An 18728-nucleotide genomic window follows, 5' to 3' on the forward strand; every position below is an offset into this window, starting at 1 on the left:
GAATAAGGCATGTTCGGAAAACGCGGAAACGAAGGATCGGGCAAGGCAGGCGGCGTCATAGCGCCGCCGCCGCCCGTTGCGCGGCCGTCCACTCCATCGGATCCGGTTCTGGTCGAGCCGCAGCGCGAGCCCGCGCGTCAGCAGGTTGCGGCTCCGCCGATGCAAACGCCGCAGCGCAAGCGACCGGCACGCACCGAAGAATATTACGACACCAAGGCACAGGTCTTTTCCGCGCTGATCGACACGATCGATCTTTCGCAGCTTGCCAAGCTCGACGGAGAAAGCGCGCGCGAAGAAATTCGCGACATCGTCAACGACATCATCACCATCAAGAACTTCGCGATGTCGATTTCCGAGCAGGAAGAACTGCTCGATGACATCTGCAACGACGTTCTCGGTTATGGACCTCTGGAACCGCTGCTCGCGCGCGATGATATCGCCGATATCATGGTCAATGGCGCAGGCCAGACCTTCATCGAAGTCGGCGGCAAGACGATCGAATCCGAAATCCGCTTCCGCGACAACTCGCAGCTGCTTTCGATCTGCCAGCGCATCGTCAGCCAGGTCGGCCGTCGTGTCGATGAATCGAGCCCGATCTGCGACGCACGCCTGCCTGACGGCTCGCGTGTCAACGTCATCGCGCCGCCGCTGGCGATCGACGGTCCCGCCCTTACCATCCGTAAGTTCAAGAAGGACAAGCTGACGCTCGACCAGCTGGTGCGCTTCGGCGCGATCACGCCGGAGGGCGCGACGCTGCTGCAGATCATTGGTCGCGTTCGCTGCAACATCGTCATCTCCGGCGGTACCGGCTCCGGCAAGACGACGCTTCTGAACTGCCTCACCAACTTCATCGACCGCGACGAACGCGTCATCACCTGCGAGGACACCGCCGAACTCCAGCTGCAGCAGCCGCATGTGGTGCGTCTCGAAACACGTCCGCCGAACATCGAAGGCGAAGGCGAGATCACCATGCGCGATCTCGTCAAGAACTGCCTGCGTATGCGCCCTGAACGCATCATCGTCGGCGAAGTGCGCGGACCTGAGGTGTTCGACCTGCTGCAGGCGATGAACACCGGTCACGACGGCTCGATGGGCACCATCCACTCGAACTCGCCGCGCGAATGCCTCAGCCGTATCGAATCGATGATCGCCATGGGCGGGTTCACACTGCCGGCAAAGACCGTGCGCGAGATTATCGCTAGCTCCGTCGATATCGTCGTTCAGGCCGCGCGTCTTCGCGACGGCTCCCGCCGTATCACCCAGATTACCGAAGTCATCGGCATGGAAGGCGATGTGATCATCACGCAGGACCTGATGCGCTACGAGATCGAAGGTGAGGACGCTTCCGGCCGCATCATCGGTCGGCACAAGTCAACCGGGATCGGCAAGCCGCATTTCTGGGATCGCGCCCGCTATTTCAACGAGGACAAGCGGCTCGCCGCTGCACTCGACGAAATGGAAGCGAAGTCGAAGGATTAGTAAAATGTTTGGTCTCGATCCGACAGTGCTCGCCATCATCGCGCTCGCAGCCGTCTCTGCCGGCGCGGTGTGCTATGGGCTGCTGTTTTCCAGGATGGAGACGGAAAAGAAGGCCGCCAGTCGCGTCAACCGTGTTGCCTCCGCGGAGAAGGACAAGGCCAACATCAAGGCCGCGCGCGACCGCGTGCAGGAGATGTCGAAGCGCCGCAAGTCGGTGCAGGATAATCTCAAAGACCTCGAAAAGCGGCAACAGGAAAACGCGAAGAAGAAACTGACGCTGAAATCCCGGCTGACGCAGGCGGGCCTGTCGATCACGCCCGGGCGGTTCTACATGTTCAGTGCGATCTTCGCGGTGGTTCTGATGTTTGTCGCGTTCCTCGCCAACGCGCCGCTGATGGTCGTGCTCGGTGCGCCGATTACCGCTGGGCTCGGGCTGCCGCGCTGGGTTCTGGGCTTCCTGATCAAACGGCGTCAGAACAAGTTTCTCGACGAATTTCCGAACGCGCTCGACGTCATCGTCCGCTCCATCAAATCCGGCCTGCCGCTGAACGACGCGATCCGATTGATCGCGAACGAAGGCAAGGAACCGGTAAAGGGCGAGTTCCGCAGGGTGGTCGAGTCACAACAGGTCGGCCTCAGCGTACCGGATGCCTGTGCGCGCATGGTCAATCACATGCCGCTGCAGGAAGTGAGCTTCTTTTCGATCGTCATCGCCATCCAGTCGCAGGCGGGCGGCAATCTGTCCGAAGCGATCGGCAACCTGGCGAAGGTCCTGCGCGAACGAAAGAAGATGAAGGCCAAGGTCAAGGCGCTGTCGATGGAAGCCAAGGCATCCGCCGTTATCATCGGGGCGCTGCCCTTCATCGTCGCGACGCTCGTCTATCTGACGTCGCCGCAATACATGATGATCCTTTTCACCGATCCGCGCGGTCACCTCATCATGGGCGTGTCTGCGGTATGGATGTCCATCGGCATCCTCGTCATGCGCAACATGGTCAATTTCGACATTTAGCGAAGGAAATGCGATGTCATCCGATCTGGCGAGCAAGCTGACCGACCCATCGATGCTGATTGCCGTGCTCGTCGCGATCGCAGTGTTTGCAAGCCTATATACCCTTGCTGTTCCGTTTTTCGAACGCGGCGATCTGGTCAAGCGCATGAAGGCGGTATCCACGGAGCGGGAACAGTTGCGTATCCGCGAGCGCGCCCGCATGAACAGCGAGGCGGGCGGCGGCCGGGCATCGCTCCGCACGCAGAATAACCGGTCTGTCCGCCAGATCGTCGAACGCTTCAATCTTCGTGAAGCGCTTGTCGACGAAAATACGATGAACAAGCTGCGCGCCGCCGGCTTTCGCTCGGAGAACGCGCTGAACACCTTTCTGGTGGCCCGTTTCGTGCTGCCCTTCGTCTTCTTCGGCCTGGCGACGTTCTGGGTCTTCGGTCTCGACCACCTCGCGGACAAGCCGACGCCAATTCGTTTCCTGCTGACGTTCTGCTTCGCCTATGTCGGCTTCTACTCGCCAAACATCTTCATCTCCAACCGCATGTCGAAGCGGCAGCATTCAATCAAGCGCGCCTGGCCGGATGCACTCGACCTGATGCTGATCTGCGTCGAATCGGGCATTTCGATCGAAGCCGCGATGCGCCGCGTGTCGGAGGAGCTTGGCGAGGCGTCTCCACCGCTCGCGGAAGAAATGGTGCTGACGACCGCGGAGCTCTCATTCCTGCCGGATCGCCGCGTCGCGCTTGAAAATCTCGGCACCCGCACGCAGATCCCGCTGGTGCAGTCGGTGACGCAGGCCCTGATCCAGGCCGACCGCTACGGAACGCCGGTTTCCCAGGCGTTGCGCGTGCTCGCACAGGAAGGTCGCGATGAGCGAATGAACGACGCCGAGAAAAAGGCAGCCGCTCTGCCCCCGAAGCTCACCGTTCCGATGATCCTGTTCTTCCTGCCCGTTCTCGTCGCGGTCATCCTGGGACCGGCCGGCATTCAGGTCTCCGACAAGTTCTAGGCGAAGCTCGCCCAAACCCAAATCGCGGCCTCGGCAGTAGACGGCCATTGCGAAGTGTGAGACGCAGGTTCTCCCGCGCAATCCCACGACGATGGAGCCGCCGATGTCTTCCGCTAGCATTTTCCTGAGCATCATCGCCGCTTTGTCCATCGGCGCGATGAGCCCGGGGCCAAGCTTCGTCCTCGTCTCCCGGATCGCGGTGTCGCGCTCGCGGGTCGACGGCCTTGCCGCCGCATTCGGCATGGGTATCGGGGGCGCCTTCTTCAGCATACTGGCGCTGGCTGGGCTTACCGCACTGCTTTCGCAGTTCGAATGGCTCTATATCGGCCTCAAACTGGCAGGTGGCGCCTATCTCGTTTGGATCGCACTGAAAATCTGGCGCAGCGCGACCGAGACACTCGATATCGGCGAAACGCACCGGGACGGCAGCGCGCCGGCCCGCAGCTTTGCGACCGCGCTGCTGACGCAGGTCAGCAACCCAAAAACCATCATCGTCTATGCCGGTATCTTCGCGGCGCTGCTTCCCAAGACCGTCCCTGTCGGGTTGATGCTGACCCTGCCATTGGGCGTCTTCGCGGTGGAGGCGGGATGGTACACGATCGTCGCGCTGGCGTTTTCCGCCCACCATCCGCGCCAGATCTACCTAGCTACCAAAGCTTGGATCGACCGGACGGCCGGTGCAGTCATGGCCGGACTTGGGCTGGAGCTGGTCGTGTCCGGCGTGACGGGGCGATAAAGCAGTCAGTTCGTGCCGGTGTTTGCGTTGCCGGAATCCTTCGCGGCGAGCTTCTGCCATGAATTCTGCTGCGATAGCATGGAGCGCAGATAAGCAACGTTGGCATCGGCCTGTTGCTGCGACAACTCGCGGCGCGCGATCTGTTCAGCCTCGGGGAACCGTCCCTGCAATCCAACGACCAGCGCGAGGTTCTGGCGAACGCGGCTGTCTGCCTGTGGAAGGCCGGCTGCCTGGCGAAGATAGGTCTCCGCGGTGCGCAGATCACCCGTCAGCACATAGGACATGCCGAGGTTCGACAGGATCGACGGGTCGTTCGGCTGGATATCGAGAGCGCTTCGATAACGTTGACGCGCCTCGTCGGAGCGGCCGAGCTGGTCGAGGATTGCGCCCTCCGCCGATACCAATTTCCAATCGGGGCGATCAGGCGTCTGTGCGCGACCGATGGTGTCAAGCGCCTGCTGTAGCTGGCCCGCGGCCGCCTGGGCCTTGCCGTAGGCGGCCAGGACGTTGCGATCGCTTGGATTGGCGATTGCCACCTGCTGCATGACCGCAAGAGCCTGAGCGTCGCGCCCTGCCATGCGCAGGAGATTGGCATAGTTGACGCCGTTCACCGGATCGTGGGGGTTCTTTTCGTAGAGCTGGCCGGCGGTTTCGGTGGCGCTGCGCACCTCTGCCTCGTTCATCGATTCGATCGGCTTGCTGAATTTCGGGACCGAACCGGTCGTCATGCGGTCCTTCGTTGTCGAGCAGCCGGAGAGCGCGATGACGACGAATGCCGCTGCGGCCGCATGGAGAACTCGGTTGGTGAATGGTGTCTTTGCCGAAACGGGCATGGCGCTTCCCTGGAATCCGATACCGGCGCCGGACCTCAAAGCGAAACAAGGAAAGGCTTTGACGCAATCTTCACTCCAGCAATAGTCTGTTAACCCTAACATACCGTTAAAAAGCGATTCCCGGACGCCCCCCGAAGGAAAATCATGGCCCCCTATCAGTTCATCGAGAGACCGACCCCCTTCAATACCAAAGGCGGCTCCACGCTGCCGATCTTCGCCATCACGCCGGCCCACATCGAGACCGGAACGATCGATCCGATCGCACTGGATTGGGCAAAAAAGGCGGGCTTCAAGGCGGAGAGCGGTTCGCTCCTCCTCATCCCCACATCGGAGGGGCATCTCGGCGGCGCGCTCTTCGGCCTCGGCACCAACCCTTCGGAGCACCCCTATATCACCGGCAAGCTGGCCCGCTCCCTGCCCGCCGGCGATTGGCACATCGAGACGGCACCCTTGACCGCGAACCGGCTCTCGCTCGGCTTCGGTCTGGGCAGCTATCGCTTCGACAGATACAAGTCCGAGAAATCGCCTGCCGCGACGCTGATGATCCCGCGTGATGCCGATGCGAACGATATCAAGCGGCAGCTTGCCGGCGTCTTCCTCGCACGCGACCTGATCAATACGCCGACCAACGACATGGGGCCAAACGAACTGGAGGCTGCGTTCCGTGGTCTCGCCGCCCACTACAAGGCGGAAATCTCGGTCATCAGCGGCGACGACCTGCGTCAGAACTTTCCGTTGGTACACACCGTCGGCCGCGCCAGCGCCGATGCGCCACGGCTCTTGGAACTGCGCTGGGGCAAGAAAGGTCACCGCAAGATTACGCTGGTCGGCAAAGGTGTCTGCTTCGACACCGGCGGCCTCGACATCAAGCCCGCCTCCTCGATGCTCCTTATGAAGAAGGACATGGGTGGTGCTGCAAACGTCATGGGCCTCGCGCTGATGATCATGGACGCGAAGCTCAAGGTCGATCTGCGCGTTATCGTTCCCGTCGTCGAGAACTCGATCTCGTCGAACGCCTTCCGTCCGGGCGACATCTACAAGAGCCGCAAGGGACTGACCGTACAGATCGACAATACCGACGCCGAAGGCCGCCTGATCCTTGCGGATGCGCTGGCCTATGCGGACGAGGATGCGCCGGACTTACTCATCGACATGGCGACACTGACGGGAGCTGCGCGCGTGGCGCTCGGCCCTGACCTTCCGCCGTTCTTTACCGACGATGCGGATCTCGCGCAGGACCTGATGGAAGCAAGCCTCGAAACCGACGATCCGCTGTGGCGGCTGCCGCTCTACGCCGGCTACGAAAAGGACATCCGCGCGAAGTTCGCCGATATCACCAACGCCCCCGCGGGCGGCATGGCCGGTGCGATTACCGCAGCCTTGTTCCTCAAGCGTTTCGTCAGCAACACCCGCCATTGGGCGCATTTCGACATCTATGGCTGGGCACCGTCGGAACGGCCACATTCGCCAGGCGGCGGCGAGGCGCAGGCGATCCGTGCGCTCTATCACCACATTCGAGAAAGCGTTCGCTGAACGGTCGTTAAAATTTTATTCACTTTGCGGGACGGCATGGTTGCCGTCCCCATTGCGTCGGTTGACCGGCTGCCGGAAAATGGAACGCAGGCGTAACGATGTTCCGGAGGATCCGTGCCGATCGAATTGACTGCTTCGCAGGCGCTGGGACTTTGGCACGGCGTGACGCTGGACCAGGTGCGCCACGACGAGCGCGATTTGACGTTGCGCCAGCTGGCGATCTTGCTGCATATCTATCTGGTGCCGCCGCCGCATACCGTGCGTGGGCTGGCAGCCGAATTGAATGTGACAAAGCCGGTGATCACGAGAGCGCTCGATACGATGGGCGAGATGGGCCTTGTCGATCGCGTGCGAGACGAACGCGACCGGCGCAACGTGGTGATAAAGCGGACCGTGGGCGGCGCGCTCTATCTGGAGAAGCTCGGCGACCTCGTTCGCGAACATGGCCGCCGCCAATCACCTTGAGAGGAATGACATGACACTGCTCGATCGCCGCTTGCATGCGTACCGGCCCGACCTCGCCGAAGCTGGCCTGCAAGGCAAGGTCGAAGCGCTGCGCTTCGTGGATGGAAAGCCCGCCCGCGTTGCCGTGCCTGTGATCGGCTTGCGTGCGAAACCTGACCTCGCGCTCGGCATCGATACCGAGTTGCTGCTCGGTGAGGATGTCACGGTTTTCGACCGTGCCGATGGCTGGTGCTGGGTCAAGGCCACCTCGGACGGCTATGTGGGCTACGTGCCGGAAAGCGCGCTGGTCGACGACGATCAGGCACCCACACATATCGTGACGGTTCAACGCACCTTTCTCTATCGCGAGCCGGAGCTTCGCAAGCCGTACAATGCGATCCTTTCCATGGGGAGCCGCGTCAGGATCGTCGGCGAGGCAGAGACGCGCGGCAACCATTACGCAATGCTCGAGGATGGCACCGCGATTTTCGCCAAGCACGTCGAACCGATCGGCGCCGGCAGCCGCCGCGACTATGTCGATATCGCCATCCGCTTTCTGGAGACGCCTTATCTCTGGGGCGGCCGCTCCGGGCTTGGGATCGATTGTTCCGGCCTCGTCCAGCTTTCGATGCTGATGGCGGGCCGGTCAGCTCCACGCGACACCGACATGCAGGCAGCCGGCCTTGGCGAGCCGATCGATCGCGCAGAGCTGCGTCGTGGCGATCTGGTGTTCTGGAAAGGTCATGTCGCAGCCATGGAGGATCCTGAAACGATCGTTCATGCCAATGGCCACACGATGACGGTCGCGAGAGAGAATTTCGAGGCCGCCATCAAACGGATCGGCTGGCTTTACGAGCAGCCCACCGGCTATCGCCGTCCTGTCATCTGACGGGCGGCTTGGGCCAGGATGTGACGCCGCCCGTCCAATCCTCGAAAGCCTTGGACAATCTCAGAACCCGCATGTCGTCAAATCGCGGGCCGACGATCTGCAGGCCGATCGGCATGCCGGATTTCGAAAATCCGCAGTTGATCGAGGAGGCCGGCTGCTCCGACATGTTCCAGGGGACGGTGAAACAGATGTGCTCGAACGGTAGCGCCGGGTCATTGGTCGGCGATGCCCATTCGGCCGGATAGGAAACGATGGGGTTGGTCGGCGACAACACGGCATCGACCTGCGTGAACAGGCGACCGCAGGTCTTGCGCATCTCGATCGTCTGGTTGAAGCCCCTTACGGCATCGACGCCGCTGACATGCGCACCGCCCTTTGCCCATTCGTGGATATAGGGAAGAATGCTGTCGCGACGCTCCTCGCTGAGGGTCTCGATATCGCCCCAGAAGCGGGCCCGCCAGAAACTGTCGAGGCCGTCAAGCATGGCACGCGTCAGAACCGGCTTCACCGGGATTACGATCGCACCGGCCTGTTCGAAGCGCCGCGCGGCTGCCTCCACCGCGCCCAACACCTCTTCATCGACCGCGAGACCGCAACCGGCATCCAGCATCAGGCCGATCTTCAACCCGCGAACGTCGATATCCAGATCGGTCCAATCGAGATCGTTCGGCGGCAGGCTGGTTCCGTCCCGCCAGTCGGGGCGCGACAGCGTCGCCATGCCAAACGCGGCGTCATCGACCGTTCGCGTCATCGGGCCGGCGCAGCGACCGACATAATAGGGGTCGACCGGGATGCGGCCATGGCTCGGCTTGAACCCGAAGACGCCGGTCCAGCCTGCGGGAAGACGGACGGAGCCGCCGATGTCGGTTCCGATATGCAGCGGTCCATAGCCGGCTGCAGCTGCGGCTGATGCACCCGCGCTGGAGCCGCCCGGATTCTGGCTCGTATTCCAGGGATTCCGGCTCAGATGATGGAAGCTCGACAGTCCCGACGACAGCATGCCGTAGTCTGGGCAGGTGGTTTTCGCGAAGATAACCGCACCGTCCTCGCGCAGCCGGGCGGCGGCGGGGGCGTCCTCTACGGCAGGGGTGAGTTCCACCGCCTTCGTTCCGAGCGGGACCGGTTGGCCCTTGGTGGCAATGAGTTCCTTCAACGTTGTGGGGATGCCATCAAGTATCCCGAGGGTCTCACCGTTCATCCAGCGATCTGTCGATGCCTGCGCCTGCCTGCGCGCGGCCTCCGGATCATAGGCGTAGAGCGCGCAGATGGAGGGCTCCCAGGCTTCGATATGACGTTCCAGCGCCAGCCAATACTCCAGGGGTGAGAGCGTCTTCGCTGCAAAGCGCTGCCTCAGCTCGCGAATGGTCAGATCGGTTTCGGTCATGGCGCTATATCTTTCCGAATCGGTGGCACTCAACGGCTTGCTTCGCGCGGGTCGAGCCAGTCTCGCAGTCCATCGCCCAACATGTTGAAGCCGAACACCGAGAGGGTGATTGCAAGGCCAGGCAGGATTGCCAGCCACGGCGCGAGCGCGAGATAGGTCTGGGCATCAGCCAGCATACGCCCCCAGGTCGGCGCCGGCGGTGCGATGCCGAGCCCCAGGAAGCTCAGGCCGGCTTCGGTGAGAACTGCCAGGCCGAGTTGTATCGTAGCCTGCACGATGATCTGGCTGGCTATGTTTGGCAGAACGTGGCGCACCGAGATCGTGAAGCGGGTATTGCCAATGGCTCGGGCAGCCAGGACATAATCGCGGCTCCAGGCTTGCAGGGCGCTTGCCAGCGTGACGCGTGCGAAAACCGGGATCATGAACGTTGCGATCGCGATGACGGCAGTCAATCGGCCCGGTCCCAGGAATGCGCCGAGCATCATTGCCGACAGGATGGGCGGCAGCGCGAATATGACGTCGCAGACCCGCATCAGCAGACTTTCGAAAGGACCGCGCAGCGCGGCGGCGGAAACGCCGGCAACCGAACCGAGCGTGCCGCCGATCGCCACCGATGCGATCGCTATCGACAGCGAATTCCAGCAGCCGACCATCAGCATCGACAGCACGTCGCGTCCAAACTGATCCGTGCCAAGAAGGCCGAAGGCGAAAGGCGGCTGGAGCTTGTGAATGATCTGCATCTTGGCCGGCGGCAGCGGCGTCCAGACCAGTGACAGCAGTGCGATGCCAACGAGAAACGCGACGACAGCACCACCGACGACTAGGTTCATTCGCCGGCTCATTCTCACCCGCCGGCGCCGCACGGTGATCTCGGTGGAAGCGAGCGCCATGTCACACGCCCTCCCGCAGCCGTGGATCGATCACCAGATAGGAAAGATCGACGATGAAATTCATGACGATGACGAGTGCCGCAAAAAACAGGACAACATCCTGCATCACGATGATGTCGCGCTGCGACAGTGCCTGATAGGCCAGCCTTCCAAGGCCCGGCAGATTGAAGACGTTCTCTACGAGAACCGCGCCGGCGACGAGGAAGGTGAATTGCAGGCCAAGGATGGTGAAGATCGGGACCAGCGCATTCGGGACGGAATGCCGCCAAAGGACCTTTCCGGAGGATAGCCCCTTAGCGAGCGCGGTGCGCGTGAAATCCTCGTGCATCGTTTCCAGCACGGCTGAACGCGTCACGCGTGTGAGAACGCCTGCCTGCGGCAAGGCGAGTGCCACCGCGGGCATCAGCAACGCCTTAACGGCAGCCCATATGCCGGCATCCCAGCCCGGAAACCCACCTGCCGGCATCAGCCCGAGGGTTGTCGAAAACAGAATGATCAAGAGCAGCGCCACCCAGAAAGCCGGAACAGCAATGCTGATCTGCGAGAACACGGAAACGACGACATCGATGATGCTGTTGCGCCGCGATGCCGCCAGGACTCCGAGCGGGATGGCGATCGCCACGGACAGCACGATTGCCATCAACGCGAGCGGCAGGGTGACCGCAAGTCTCTCGACGATCAGCCCGGCGACCGGAACGCCGTAGGTGTAGGATTGTCCGAGATCGCCGGAAAAAACGCCGGCCAACCACTGGCCGTAGCGAAGCAGCAGCGGCTGGTCGAGGCCGAGATCATGGCGCAAGGCCGCCAAGGTTTCCGGTGAGGCCGACGTGCCCAGCATAATGGAGGCGGGATCCCCCGGCAGCAGATCCATCACCGCGAAAATCAGCAGCGAGACGCCGACCAGCGTCAGCAGAAGACCGGCAAGGCGGCGCGACAGAAGCCCTATCATGTCTTGTCCATCGTTCGCCGCCCCGTCATAGCATCCTGCCGATCAGTCTTCCCAGGACACGTTGGACAACACGTTCGAAGGAATCGGCTCGTTCTGCCACAGGCCCTTCAACTTCTTGTCCCAAACACCGAGCTTCGGCATGACAAACAGATAGAGCGCCGGTACGTCCTCGGCGAGGATCGTTTGCGCCTCGGCATAGATCTTCGCCTGCTCTGCCGGATCAGCCGTCTCCTGAACCTTCTTCATCAGATCATTGAAAGCCGGATTCTTGTAGTTGAAGTAGTAGGGATCACGCGAATAGATATCGATGTCCATGGGCTCGGCATGGGCAACGATCGTCATCTCGTAGGCTCGATCCTTCATCACATCCTGGACCCATTTGGCCGGAAATTCGGTGGGTTCGATGTTCATGGTCACGCCGATATCTGCAAGCATGGCCTGCATGACCTGCGCGCTGCGCGGCGCATAGGCCATCTGCGGCGACTTGATCGTGAAGGTGAAGCCGTTCGGATAGCCGGCTTGCGCAAGCAGCGCCTTCGCCTTTTCCGGATCGTACGGCAGCTTGCCGGTCAGGTCGACATAGCCGGGATCGTTCGGCGTGTAATGGCTGCCGATCGGCGTGCCGAGGCCCGACCAGGCGCCGTCCACCACGGTCTTGCGGTCGATCGCCATCATCAGCGCCTGACGCACGCGCTTATCGTCGAACGGTTTCTTGGCATTGTTCATGCCCGCGACGACCTTGAGTTCGGTATTGCCGATCACGGTGGCGAGCTTCGCGTCTCCATCAAAGGAACTCATGAGTTCGGGCGCCGCGAATTCCGGGATTGCGTCGACATCGCCGGATTTCAGCGCTGCAGCCTGGGCCTGCGGATCGGCGATGAACCGGAACGTCACCTTGTCGAGCTTGATCGATGCGGTCTTGTCCCAATAATCGGCGTTCTTCTCCAGTTCGACCTTGTCGCCCTTCGCCCAGTTGACGAACTTGAACGGGCCGGTGCCGATCGGCTTGGTCTTGTCATCAGCCGCCGAATTCGGCGCGACCATCACCGACGCCGGCCAGCCGAGCCAATACAGCAGGCTGCCCGTCGGCGCCGAGAGGTGCAGGACGAGTGTTTCCGGATCTGGCGTATCGATGGAGGCTATCGAGGCGAAGAAGCGCTTCTGCGGATTGACGGAATCCGCGTCACGAGCCCGGTCGAGCGCGAACTTGGCCGAAGCGGAATCGAACGCCTGGCCATCATGGAATTTCACGCCTGGCTGGAGCTTGAAGGTGTATGTCAGTCCGTCGGCCGCAACGTCCCAGCTTTTCGCCAGCTGCGGCTGCACCTTGCCGCTCTCCTCAATCGTCACCAGCCCCTCGAAGACGTTCTGCCAGGTGACCTGTCCGATTGCGACGGGAGCGGCGATCGTCGGATCCAGTCCTGTCGGTTCGACCGTCATGCCGAGGTTCAGGGATGTCTTGGCGGCTTGCGCGGGTGTCAGGCCGAAAATGACAAGGCCCGCGGAAATAGCGGCTCCTAGCGATAGTCGCCGAACGAGACGCGCGGAGGGCGCGAGCGTGACCTTGATCATCATGTTCCCCTGTCTGGCCGCCGCTGTCAGCAACTGGCCCTTTTCAAATAGAGTGTCACCGGGTCGGTGCGCACACAATGGCGATTTTGTGTGCTGGGTGTAGCCGAAAGAGCTACACCGGAATTCGCCGGCGGATGCAAGCCCGCCTGCCTAGTCTTTGGTTCCCGGCAGGCCCTGCGCACGCTCGCGCATGAAGCGTTCGATAAAGTCGAGAAGCTTCGCCGCGGCGAAGGAGAGCTGGCGATCGGGCGCCACGCAGAGATCGACATGCGTGCGGATCGCGCTTTTCGCTCCCAGCGGCACTGCGCAGAGCTGACCAGCCTCGATTTCACGGCGGACGGTCAGCGCCGGAAGCAGGGTGACAGCTGCGCCGCTCAGCACCAGCTCCTTCAGCATCTCCAGCGAACTGGTCACGAAGACCGGCTCGACCTGCAGCCGCTCCTTCTCCAGCCGGGCATCGAAAGCCTGCCGAAAGCCGAAAGACTGATCAGGCAATGCCAGCGCATAGTCTGCGATGTCCTTCAAGTGGACTTCGCTCTTCGTCGCAGCGATGTGGCCCGGCGCAACGATCAGGTCATAGGCAATTTCGGAGCGCAGGCGAACCTTGGTGCCGGACATCGGCGGTGCGAACAACGTCACCGCGATATCCGCCTCCGCTCCGATAACCGCCTCGATCGCCTGCCTGGCGCTGGTGATGGTCACCTCGAAACGAAGTTTGGGATACTTCAGGCTGAACTGGGCAAGCGCCGGCGCAAGCAGATTGGCGACGGTCGCGCCGGTGGCATGAATGCTGACATAGCCGCGCTGCAATCCCTTCAGGTCGTCGATCAGCTGCCCGACATGGTCGAGCTCGCGCAGGGTTCGCCCGGCACGCGCCGCAAGCAGCTCGCCTGCCGCCGTGAGCTTCACGCCGCGCGCGCTGCGTTCCACCAGAGGGGCGCCGAAGTGATATTCGAGATTTTCGATCTGCCGGCTGATCGCCGTCGGCGCGACATTCAGGTTCTCGGCGGCCTGTCGCATGGAATTGGTGCGCACCAGCTCGTCGAAATACATCAGGGCCCGAATCTGCATGTCACCGTCTCCACCGCTTCAGGCAATGCGATCTTCTTTAAGCAATCAGCGGCGATCCCGATAGCGGTCTTTCCATGCCCGTTGCGCTCCCGCGACCGGGAGCGCCGTGGCCTCATACACACCTCGCGCGATGGCGCGGGCCATGACCGACGTTGCGAAGTGACACAGCTCCATGAAATCGCGAAGCCCGTTGCACGGTGTCCGGCCGGTCGCTGCGGCGAAGACCGTGTCGCCATCCAGCGGAAGATGCGCTGGGAGCAGGGCGCGAGCGAACCCGTCATGCGCCATGATAGCCAGCCGATGGGTCTCGGCCTTGGTGAGGATGGCATCAGTGACGATCGCGCCGATGGTGGTCGCCGTCGTATCCATGCCCTTCAGCCGCATGGCCGTGTCGCTCTCGTCAATCGCGGAAGGCAAAGCGAGACCGCCAAACTCGGCGTTGCGCTCGAATGGCGCGGACCAGAAGTGCGGCCCCTCGCCGATGGTGGCGGAGCCAAGCGCGTTGACGGCGACGATGGCGGCGATCCTGTGGCCCCCGCTGGTCAGCGCACTGGCGGAACCGAGTCCGCCCTTGGCGGTCGCCGTTGTTGCGCCGGTACCGGCACCGACCGTGCCAAGCGCGAAACTCCCTTTCGCCGCCGCCTTGAATGCCTCGTAGCCCAGGTCCCGGTAGGGCGATTGCACGCCCCAATCCTTGTCGCCGCCGTTCAGGAGATCCATCAGGATCGCCTGGGGAACGATCGGCACCCGCTGATTGCCGACGACAAAGCCCCGGCCGATCTCGCGAAGGCCAGCCTGGACGCCGCCGGCCGCATCGAGCCCGAATGCCGAACCGCCGGAGAGAACGAAAGCATCCACCTCGCCTACCGTCATCGATGGATCCAGCAATGCTGTATCCCGACCTCCAGGCGCTCCACCGAGCACCACGCCGGAGGCCGTTGCCGGCTCATCGAAGACGATGGCGGTAACGCCCGAACCAAGCCTCAGATCGGTTGCGTGGCCGACGGATAGGCCTTCGATATCGGTGAGAAGATTGAGCAAGCGCGATCCATCCTTACGTCGGACTCCCTGAATCAGGAGCGCGAAATAGGACCGCAAGGACGGCCAAAAAACAAGACCGGCCCTGCTGCTGGCAGGACCGGTTGGAAATCTTCGAAGGCTTTGTCGGGCCGTGGCCTCTTCATGCACTCAGGCATGAATGGGTCTTGGATGACGGCGGGTCATCAGATCGTGAATTGCCAGTTTAACCTCGGCCGGCGAGCTGAAATGCTGCTCGTCGAGGTCATGGACGTGAAACTTCACAGCGATGAACTTCAACCGGTTTTCATCCGGAATGACGATCCCAACGGGAACGCCTGCGTATTCGATAACTTCTTTTTTCATGCATAGAACTCCTGCCGCGCAGGATGCTGCGGCGATGGCGAATTGACTTGTCTGATACCGTTGAAGGAGGACGAAGATCACATTCGACAGTTCGGGCGGGAGAGGGCGCCCGGACGGTCATTGCCAAACACAGATCGCCCAAGAAGCGTGGCAAGAATTTCGATATCAATCATGTCTCGTTCCTTTCCTTGGCGTTGCGCTTGTTTTAGGCCCCGGGATGTCGAGGCCGGCGATGACTGCATCTATTAATCTACTCTATTTGTAGAGAATAGATGCTAGTCTGTCAGAAACATATTCCGAAACGTGTCAAAATATCGACGATCCGGAAAATTTCATTCCACCATACGCGAACTTACCGAAAGACTCCTATCAAGACTTTGTGCAATTCGCGTGACGGTGAGAGGCTCTCTTTCGATCACCGGGGCAGAGATAGGAGGCCGTGGTGATTCCGGCAATGGGGCATTTGATTAAAAATCGGGAAGCCTCGAAATGACCGAAATGGTTAACGCTGACTCACCGCCGATCACCAACCGTCAGACAGCACCTTTTCCAGCGCATCCGCGAAGAAATCGGCGCCTTCGACCGTCAGGCAGAGTGGTGGCTTGATCTTCAACACATTCAGGTGATCGCCGGTCGGCTGCATGATGACCCCGAGATCGAGCAGGCGACTGCAGATCGCGGCGGTCTCTTCGGTTGCCGGTTCGAGCGTCGTTCTGTCGCGGACGAATTCAAGCCCCAGGTACAGCCCCATGCCATGAACCGCGCCTACGAGCGGGTGCCGATCAACCAGGGCAGCAAGCCGACGCTTGAGGTGATCGCCGACCAGACGCGCATTCTCCTGCAGCGATTCGTCCGCGAGAATGTCGAGAACCGTCATTCCGACCACGCAGCTCACCGGGCTGCCGCCCGCCGACGAGAAGAAGTAGCCCTCCTTCTGCAGCGATTCGGCGATCGCGCGGGTGGTGATCACCGCGCCGAGCGGGTGACCGTTGCCCATGCCCTTGGCGATCGTGATGATATCAGGCACCACGCCTTGCTGTTCGAAGCCCCAGAAGTAATGCCCGAGCCGTCCGTAACCGACCTGAACCTCGTCGGCGATACAAACGCCGCCACGGGCACGCACCTGCGCGTAGACTGCGGCAAGGTATCCGTCAGGGAGCGAAATACCGCCGGCGTTCCCGTAGACCGACTCGGCAATGAAGCCCGCGAGCCCCTGCCCTTTTTCCTCAATCGTGCCAAGCGCCGACAAGACCGACTGCAGGTAGTCGCCGGCGGAATCCGGCCCGCGAAACTCGCCCCGGTAGATATTCGGAGAGATGACCGGATAGACCCATTCGGGCCGGCTGGTCAGCGCCTGGGGATTGTCGGCAATCGACGTGGAGACAGCATCGCTGCCCACCGTCCAGCCATGATAGGCTTCCAACAGGCAGAGCGTGTCACGCGCGCCGGTGTGGGCCCAGGCGAGCCGCAGCGCGAGATCGTTCGCCTCGGAACCGCTGTTGACCAGGAAGACTGTATCCAGCCCCTCGGGCGCCAACGACGCCAGCCGCTCGGAGAACTCGGCAATGGCGGTGAAGTGGAACCGCGAATTGGTATTGAGCCTCAACCATTGCTCGCTCACCGCTTCGGCCAGGCGCGGATGGCCATGCCCCAGGATCGTGACGTTGTTGACCATGTCGAGATAGGCGCGACCTTCGACGTCGAAGAGATACTCCTTCCAACCACGCTCCATCTGCGGCGGGTTGTCGTAATAGTGCTTCTGCGGCACGGCGAAATGCGCTTGCCGTCGATTGAGGAGATCAGCTCCCTCCGAACTCGGCGCCTCAACGCCAATGCCGAGCAGTGCCGCCGGCGACGGGCAGAGTTGCGACCACGCGAATGCCTGATGCGGCATGCAAAACAGCGGCGGCTCGGCGCCGTGGAGAGTGCAGAGTTGAACGCGAAGGCCGCCCAGCGACGATGCCTCGCCGGAAATCGCGCCGATAGCCTGGCCCGGTTCGACGACCGCCCCGTCCTCCACAGACGCATCCAGTCCGGCCAGATGAAGTTTTATGCCCTCACCGGCCACGACGAGAGTGTGATTGCTCCGCTCGATCTTGCCGGCGAAGGGCGCGGCAACCGTCGTGCCGGCAGGCAGGCAAACATCGGTGTGCAAGGCATATGTCGCGGAAGGTGTCATGCTTCGCAGATTGGCGCGCGTCAGGCGGTACTCACCATAGCGCGTTGCCGCAACGCCGGCCTCGGCAGCTGCCCGCGCCAGCAATCGCCAGTCCATGTCCGCCTGAAACCAGTTGCCGGCGGCGAAATGCTGGCTTTCGACACCGAGATCGACGAACGCGATTTGCTGCAGGTCGAGATCCGGCAACAACGGCTGCCAAGCTTCCGTCTCGACGGCTGGGACGGAGACACCGGCGGTCTTCAGGATTGCCGCTTCCATCACATCAAAGGGTGTCGATATCGCCGTGTCGAAAATTCGGCGCTCCAGCTCGAGATTTTTGCGGACGTATTCATTCTCGGGGTCGATGGAAATCTGCTGCTCGCTGCTCGCGACCAGAATGACCGCCCGCGCGACGACGAGTGGCCAGAGCGCCCGCAACTCCTCGCCGTTCAGCGGATAGATCTCGTGGTAGGCCCTGATCGCCGGAAGGACATAGAAGGGGTCGCCATCGGCGTGATGCAGCAGCGACGCGCAGGTCACGGCGAGATCGCCGACCACCCAGCCACGAATAATGTCGCCGAAGTCGATAACGCCATCCGGAATCAGGCGGACGTGGCCGTCGCGGTGGCTGACGACGTTGTCGCCCGTGACGTCGTGATGAACCGCCTGCAGGCGAAGCGAGGGCGCGTAGGGCTGCACCCGCCGAACTGCCGACACCATCGTCTTGGCGATACGGTCGCGGGCGGCACTGTTGGTGATGGCCGAGAGCAGTTGCACGGCAACGGGGCCTGCGCGACGCAAGTCCCATTGCAGACTACGATCGAGGCCGGCGTGACTGAAGTCTGCCAGCGCCAGCGCCAGCCTGGCGCACAATGCACCCAGCGCAGACACCGATTCCGTCGGCAGATAGTGGTGGTGCGTCAGCCCCTCGCCTTCCAGATATTCGAGAACCCGCACCTGGAAGGTTTCATCGCGCACCGTGACGGCGACAATCTCCTGCCCGTCCGTCGAGGCGACGACTCTGGGAACGCGCGGCGCTTCCTGCTTGGCGCCCAAATGCCGGATGGCCGCGTTCTGCGCCTCGAGTTCGAGCGTCTCGTAGGCCATGTGGCAGATCTTCAGCACATAGCGATGCTCGCCGGTATCGATCCGATAGTTGCGATCCTGCTGGCTGCCGAGTTCGTTGATTACGCCCGATAAGCCATAACGCGATTCCAGAATCTCGGCAGCCTCCGCAGCCGTCACATCAGGACGCGGAAGCTCGAGACGCCGAGCAAGCGTTTCATCGGTCATGGCATTCCCCCACTGCGCGATTCGATTTTGCACAGTAAGCACTTAATCGATCGCTTGCCATCGGCAAGCGATGCGATCGCGTCAGTTGAATGCAGACATCGG

General features: G+C 61.9%; 16 protein-coding genes. 7 read left to right on the plus strand and 9 right to left on the minus strand.

Features of this window, described 5'->3' with window-relative positions:
• Positions 1-9: 9 nt before the first annotated feature.
• The 4 genes from QTL94_RS04100 to QTL94_RS04115 all read left to right on the plus strand — a co-directional run bounded on the left by QTL94_RS04100 (position 10) and on the right by QTL94_RS04115 (position 4227).
• Positions 10-1479 carry a TadA family conjugal transfer-associated ATPase gene (locus QTL94_RS04100; RefSeq protein ID WP_289800681.1) on the plus strand — a complete coding sequence of 490 codons (1470 nt, stop codon included), beginning with the start codon at positions 10-12 and terminating at the stop codon, positions 1477-1479.
• A gap of 4 nt (positions 1480-1483) precedes the next feature.
• Complete coding sequence (locus QTL94_RS04105; RefSeq protein ID WP_289800682.1) at positions 1484-2491, plus strand: type II secretion system F family protein; 1008 nt, start codon at positions 1484-1486, stop codon at positions 2489-2491.
• 13 nt (positions 2492-2504) lie between these two features.
• Positions 2505-3491, plus strand: coding sequence for a type II secretion system F family protein (locus tag QTL94_RS04110; RefSeq protein ID WP_289800683.1), 987 nt, complete (start codon positions 2505-2507; stop codon positions 3489-3491).
• Positions 3492-3594: 103 nt separating this feature from the next.
• A complete protein-coding gene (locus QTL94_RS04115) occupies positions 3595-4227 on the plus strand; it encodes a LysE family translocator (RefSeq protein WP_289800684.1) in 633 nt (210 codons plus the stop codon).
• A gap of 5 nt (positions 4228-4232) precedes the next feature.
• On the opposite strand, the gene QTL94_RS04120 is transcribed toward QTL94_RS04115, so the two are convergent.
• Positions 4233-5060, minus strand: coding sequence for a tetratricopeptide repeat protein (locus tag QTL94_RS04120; RefSeq protein WP_289800685.1), 828 nt, complete (start codon positions 5058-5060; stop codon positions 4233-4235).
• Positions 5061-5204: 144 nt separating this feature from the next.
• Here QTL94_RS04120 and QTL94_RS04125 point away from each other — a divergent pair, with 144 nt between their 5' ends.
• From QTL94_RS04125 to QTL94_RS04135, 3 genes are all read left to right on the plus strand, one after another.
• A complete protein-coding gene (locus tag QTL94_RS04125) occupies positions 5205-6593 on the plus strand; it encodes a leucyl aminopeptidase family protein (RefSeq protein WP_289800686.1) in 1389 nt (462 codons plus the stop codon).
• 114 nt (positions 6594-6707) lie between these two features.
• Positions 6708-7058 carry a MarR family transcriptional regulator gene (locus QTL94_RS04130; protein ID WP_065691068.1) on the plus strand — a complete coding sequence of 117 codons (351 nt, stop codon included), beginning with the start codon at positions 6708-6710 and terminating at the stop codon, positions 7056-7058.
• A 10-nt stretch (positions 7059-7068) separates the two neighbouring features.
• Positions 7069-7926 (plus strand): C40 family peptidase, encoded by an 858-nt coding sequence (locus QTL94_RS04135; RefSeq protein WP_289800687.1) that lies wholly within the window; start codon positions 7069-7071, stop codon positions 7924-7926.
• Here the strand turns inward: QTL94_RS04135 and QTL94_RS04140 are convergent.
• The 8 genes from QTL94_RS04140 to QTL94_RS04175 form a co-directional block, all read right to left on the minus strand.
• Entirely contained in the window at positions 7919-9310 is a 1392-nt protein-coding gene (locus tag QTL94_RS04140) for an amidase (protein WP_289800688.1), read from the minus strand. The genes QTL94_RS04135 and QTL94_RS04140 overlap by 8 nt on opposite strands.
• A 29-nt stretch (positions 9311-9339) precedes the next feature.
• Complete coding sequence (locus QTL94_RS04145; protein ID WP_289800689.1) at positions 9340-10200, minus strand: ABC transporter permease; 861 nt, start codon at positions 10198-10200, stop codon at positions 9340-9342.
• A gap of 1 nt (position 10201) precedes the next feature.
• Positions 10202-11149: an ABC transporter permease gene (locus tag QTL94_RS04150; protein WP_289800690.1), complete on the minus strand. Its 948-nt coding sequence runs from the start codon at positions 11147-11149 to the stop codon at positions 10202-10204.
• 42 nt (positions 11150-11191) lie between these two features.
• A complete protein-coding gene (locus QTL94_RS04155) occupies positions 11192-12721 on the minus strand; it encodes an ABC transporter substrate-binding protein (protein WP_289800691.1) in 1530 nt (509 codons plus the stop codon).
• Positions 12722-12871: 150 nt separating this feature from the next.
• The gene (locus QTL94_RS04160) at positions 12872-13792 is read right to left on the minus strand and encodes a LysR family transcriptional regulator (RefSeq protein WP_289800692.1); all 921 of its coding nucleotides are present in this window, start codon (positions 13790-13792) and stop codon (positions 12872-12874) included.
• Positions 13793-13837: 45 nt separating this feature from the next.
• Positions 13838-14833: a P1 family peptidase gene (locus tag QTL94_RS04165; RefSeq protein WP_289800693.1), complete on the minus strand. Its 996-nt coding sequence runs from the start codon at positions 14831-14833 to the stop codon at positions 13838-13840.
• 147 nt (positions 14834-14980) lie between these two features.
• Positions 14981-15175 (minus strand): hypothetical protein, encoded by a 195-nt coding sequence (locus tag QTL94_RS04170; RefSeq protein ID WP_037115161.1) that lies wholly within the window; start codon positions 15173-15175, stop codon positions 14981-14983.
• Positions 15176-15698: 523 nt separating this feature from the next.
• Entirely contained in the window at positions 15699-18626 is a 2928-nt protein-coding gene (locus QTL94_RS04175) for an aminotransferase (protein WP_289800694.1), read from the minus strand.
• Positions 18627-18728: the final 102 nt, after the last annotated feature.

Source organism: Rhizobium sp. S96 (assembly GCF_030382195.1).
In the GTDB taxonomy this organism is placed as follows: Bacteria; Pseudomonadota; Alphaproteobacteria; order Rhizobiales; family Rhizobiaceae; genus Rhizobium.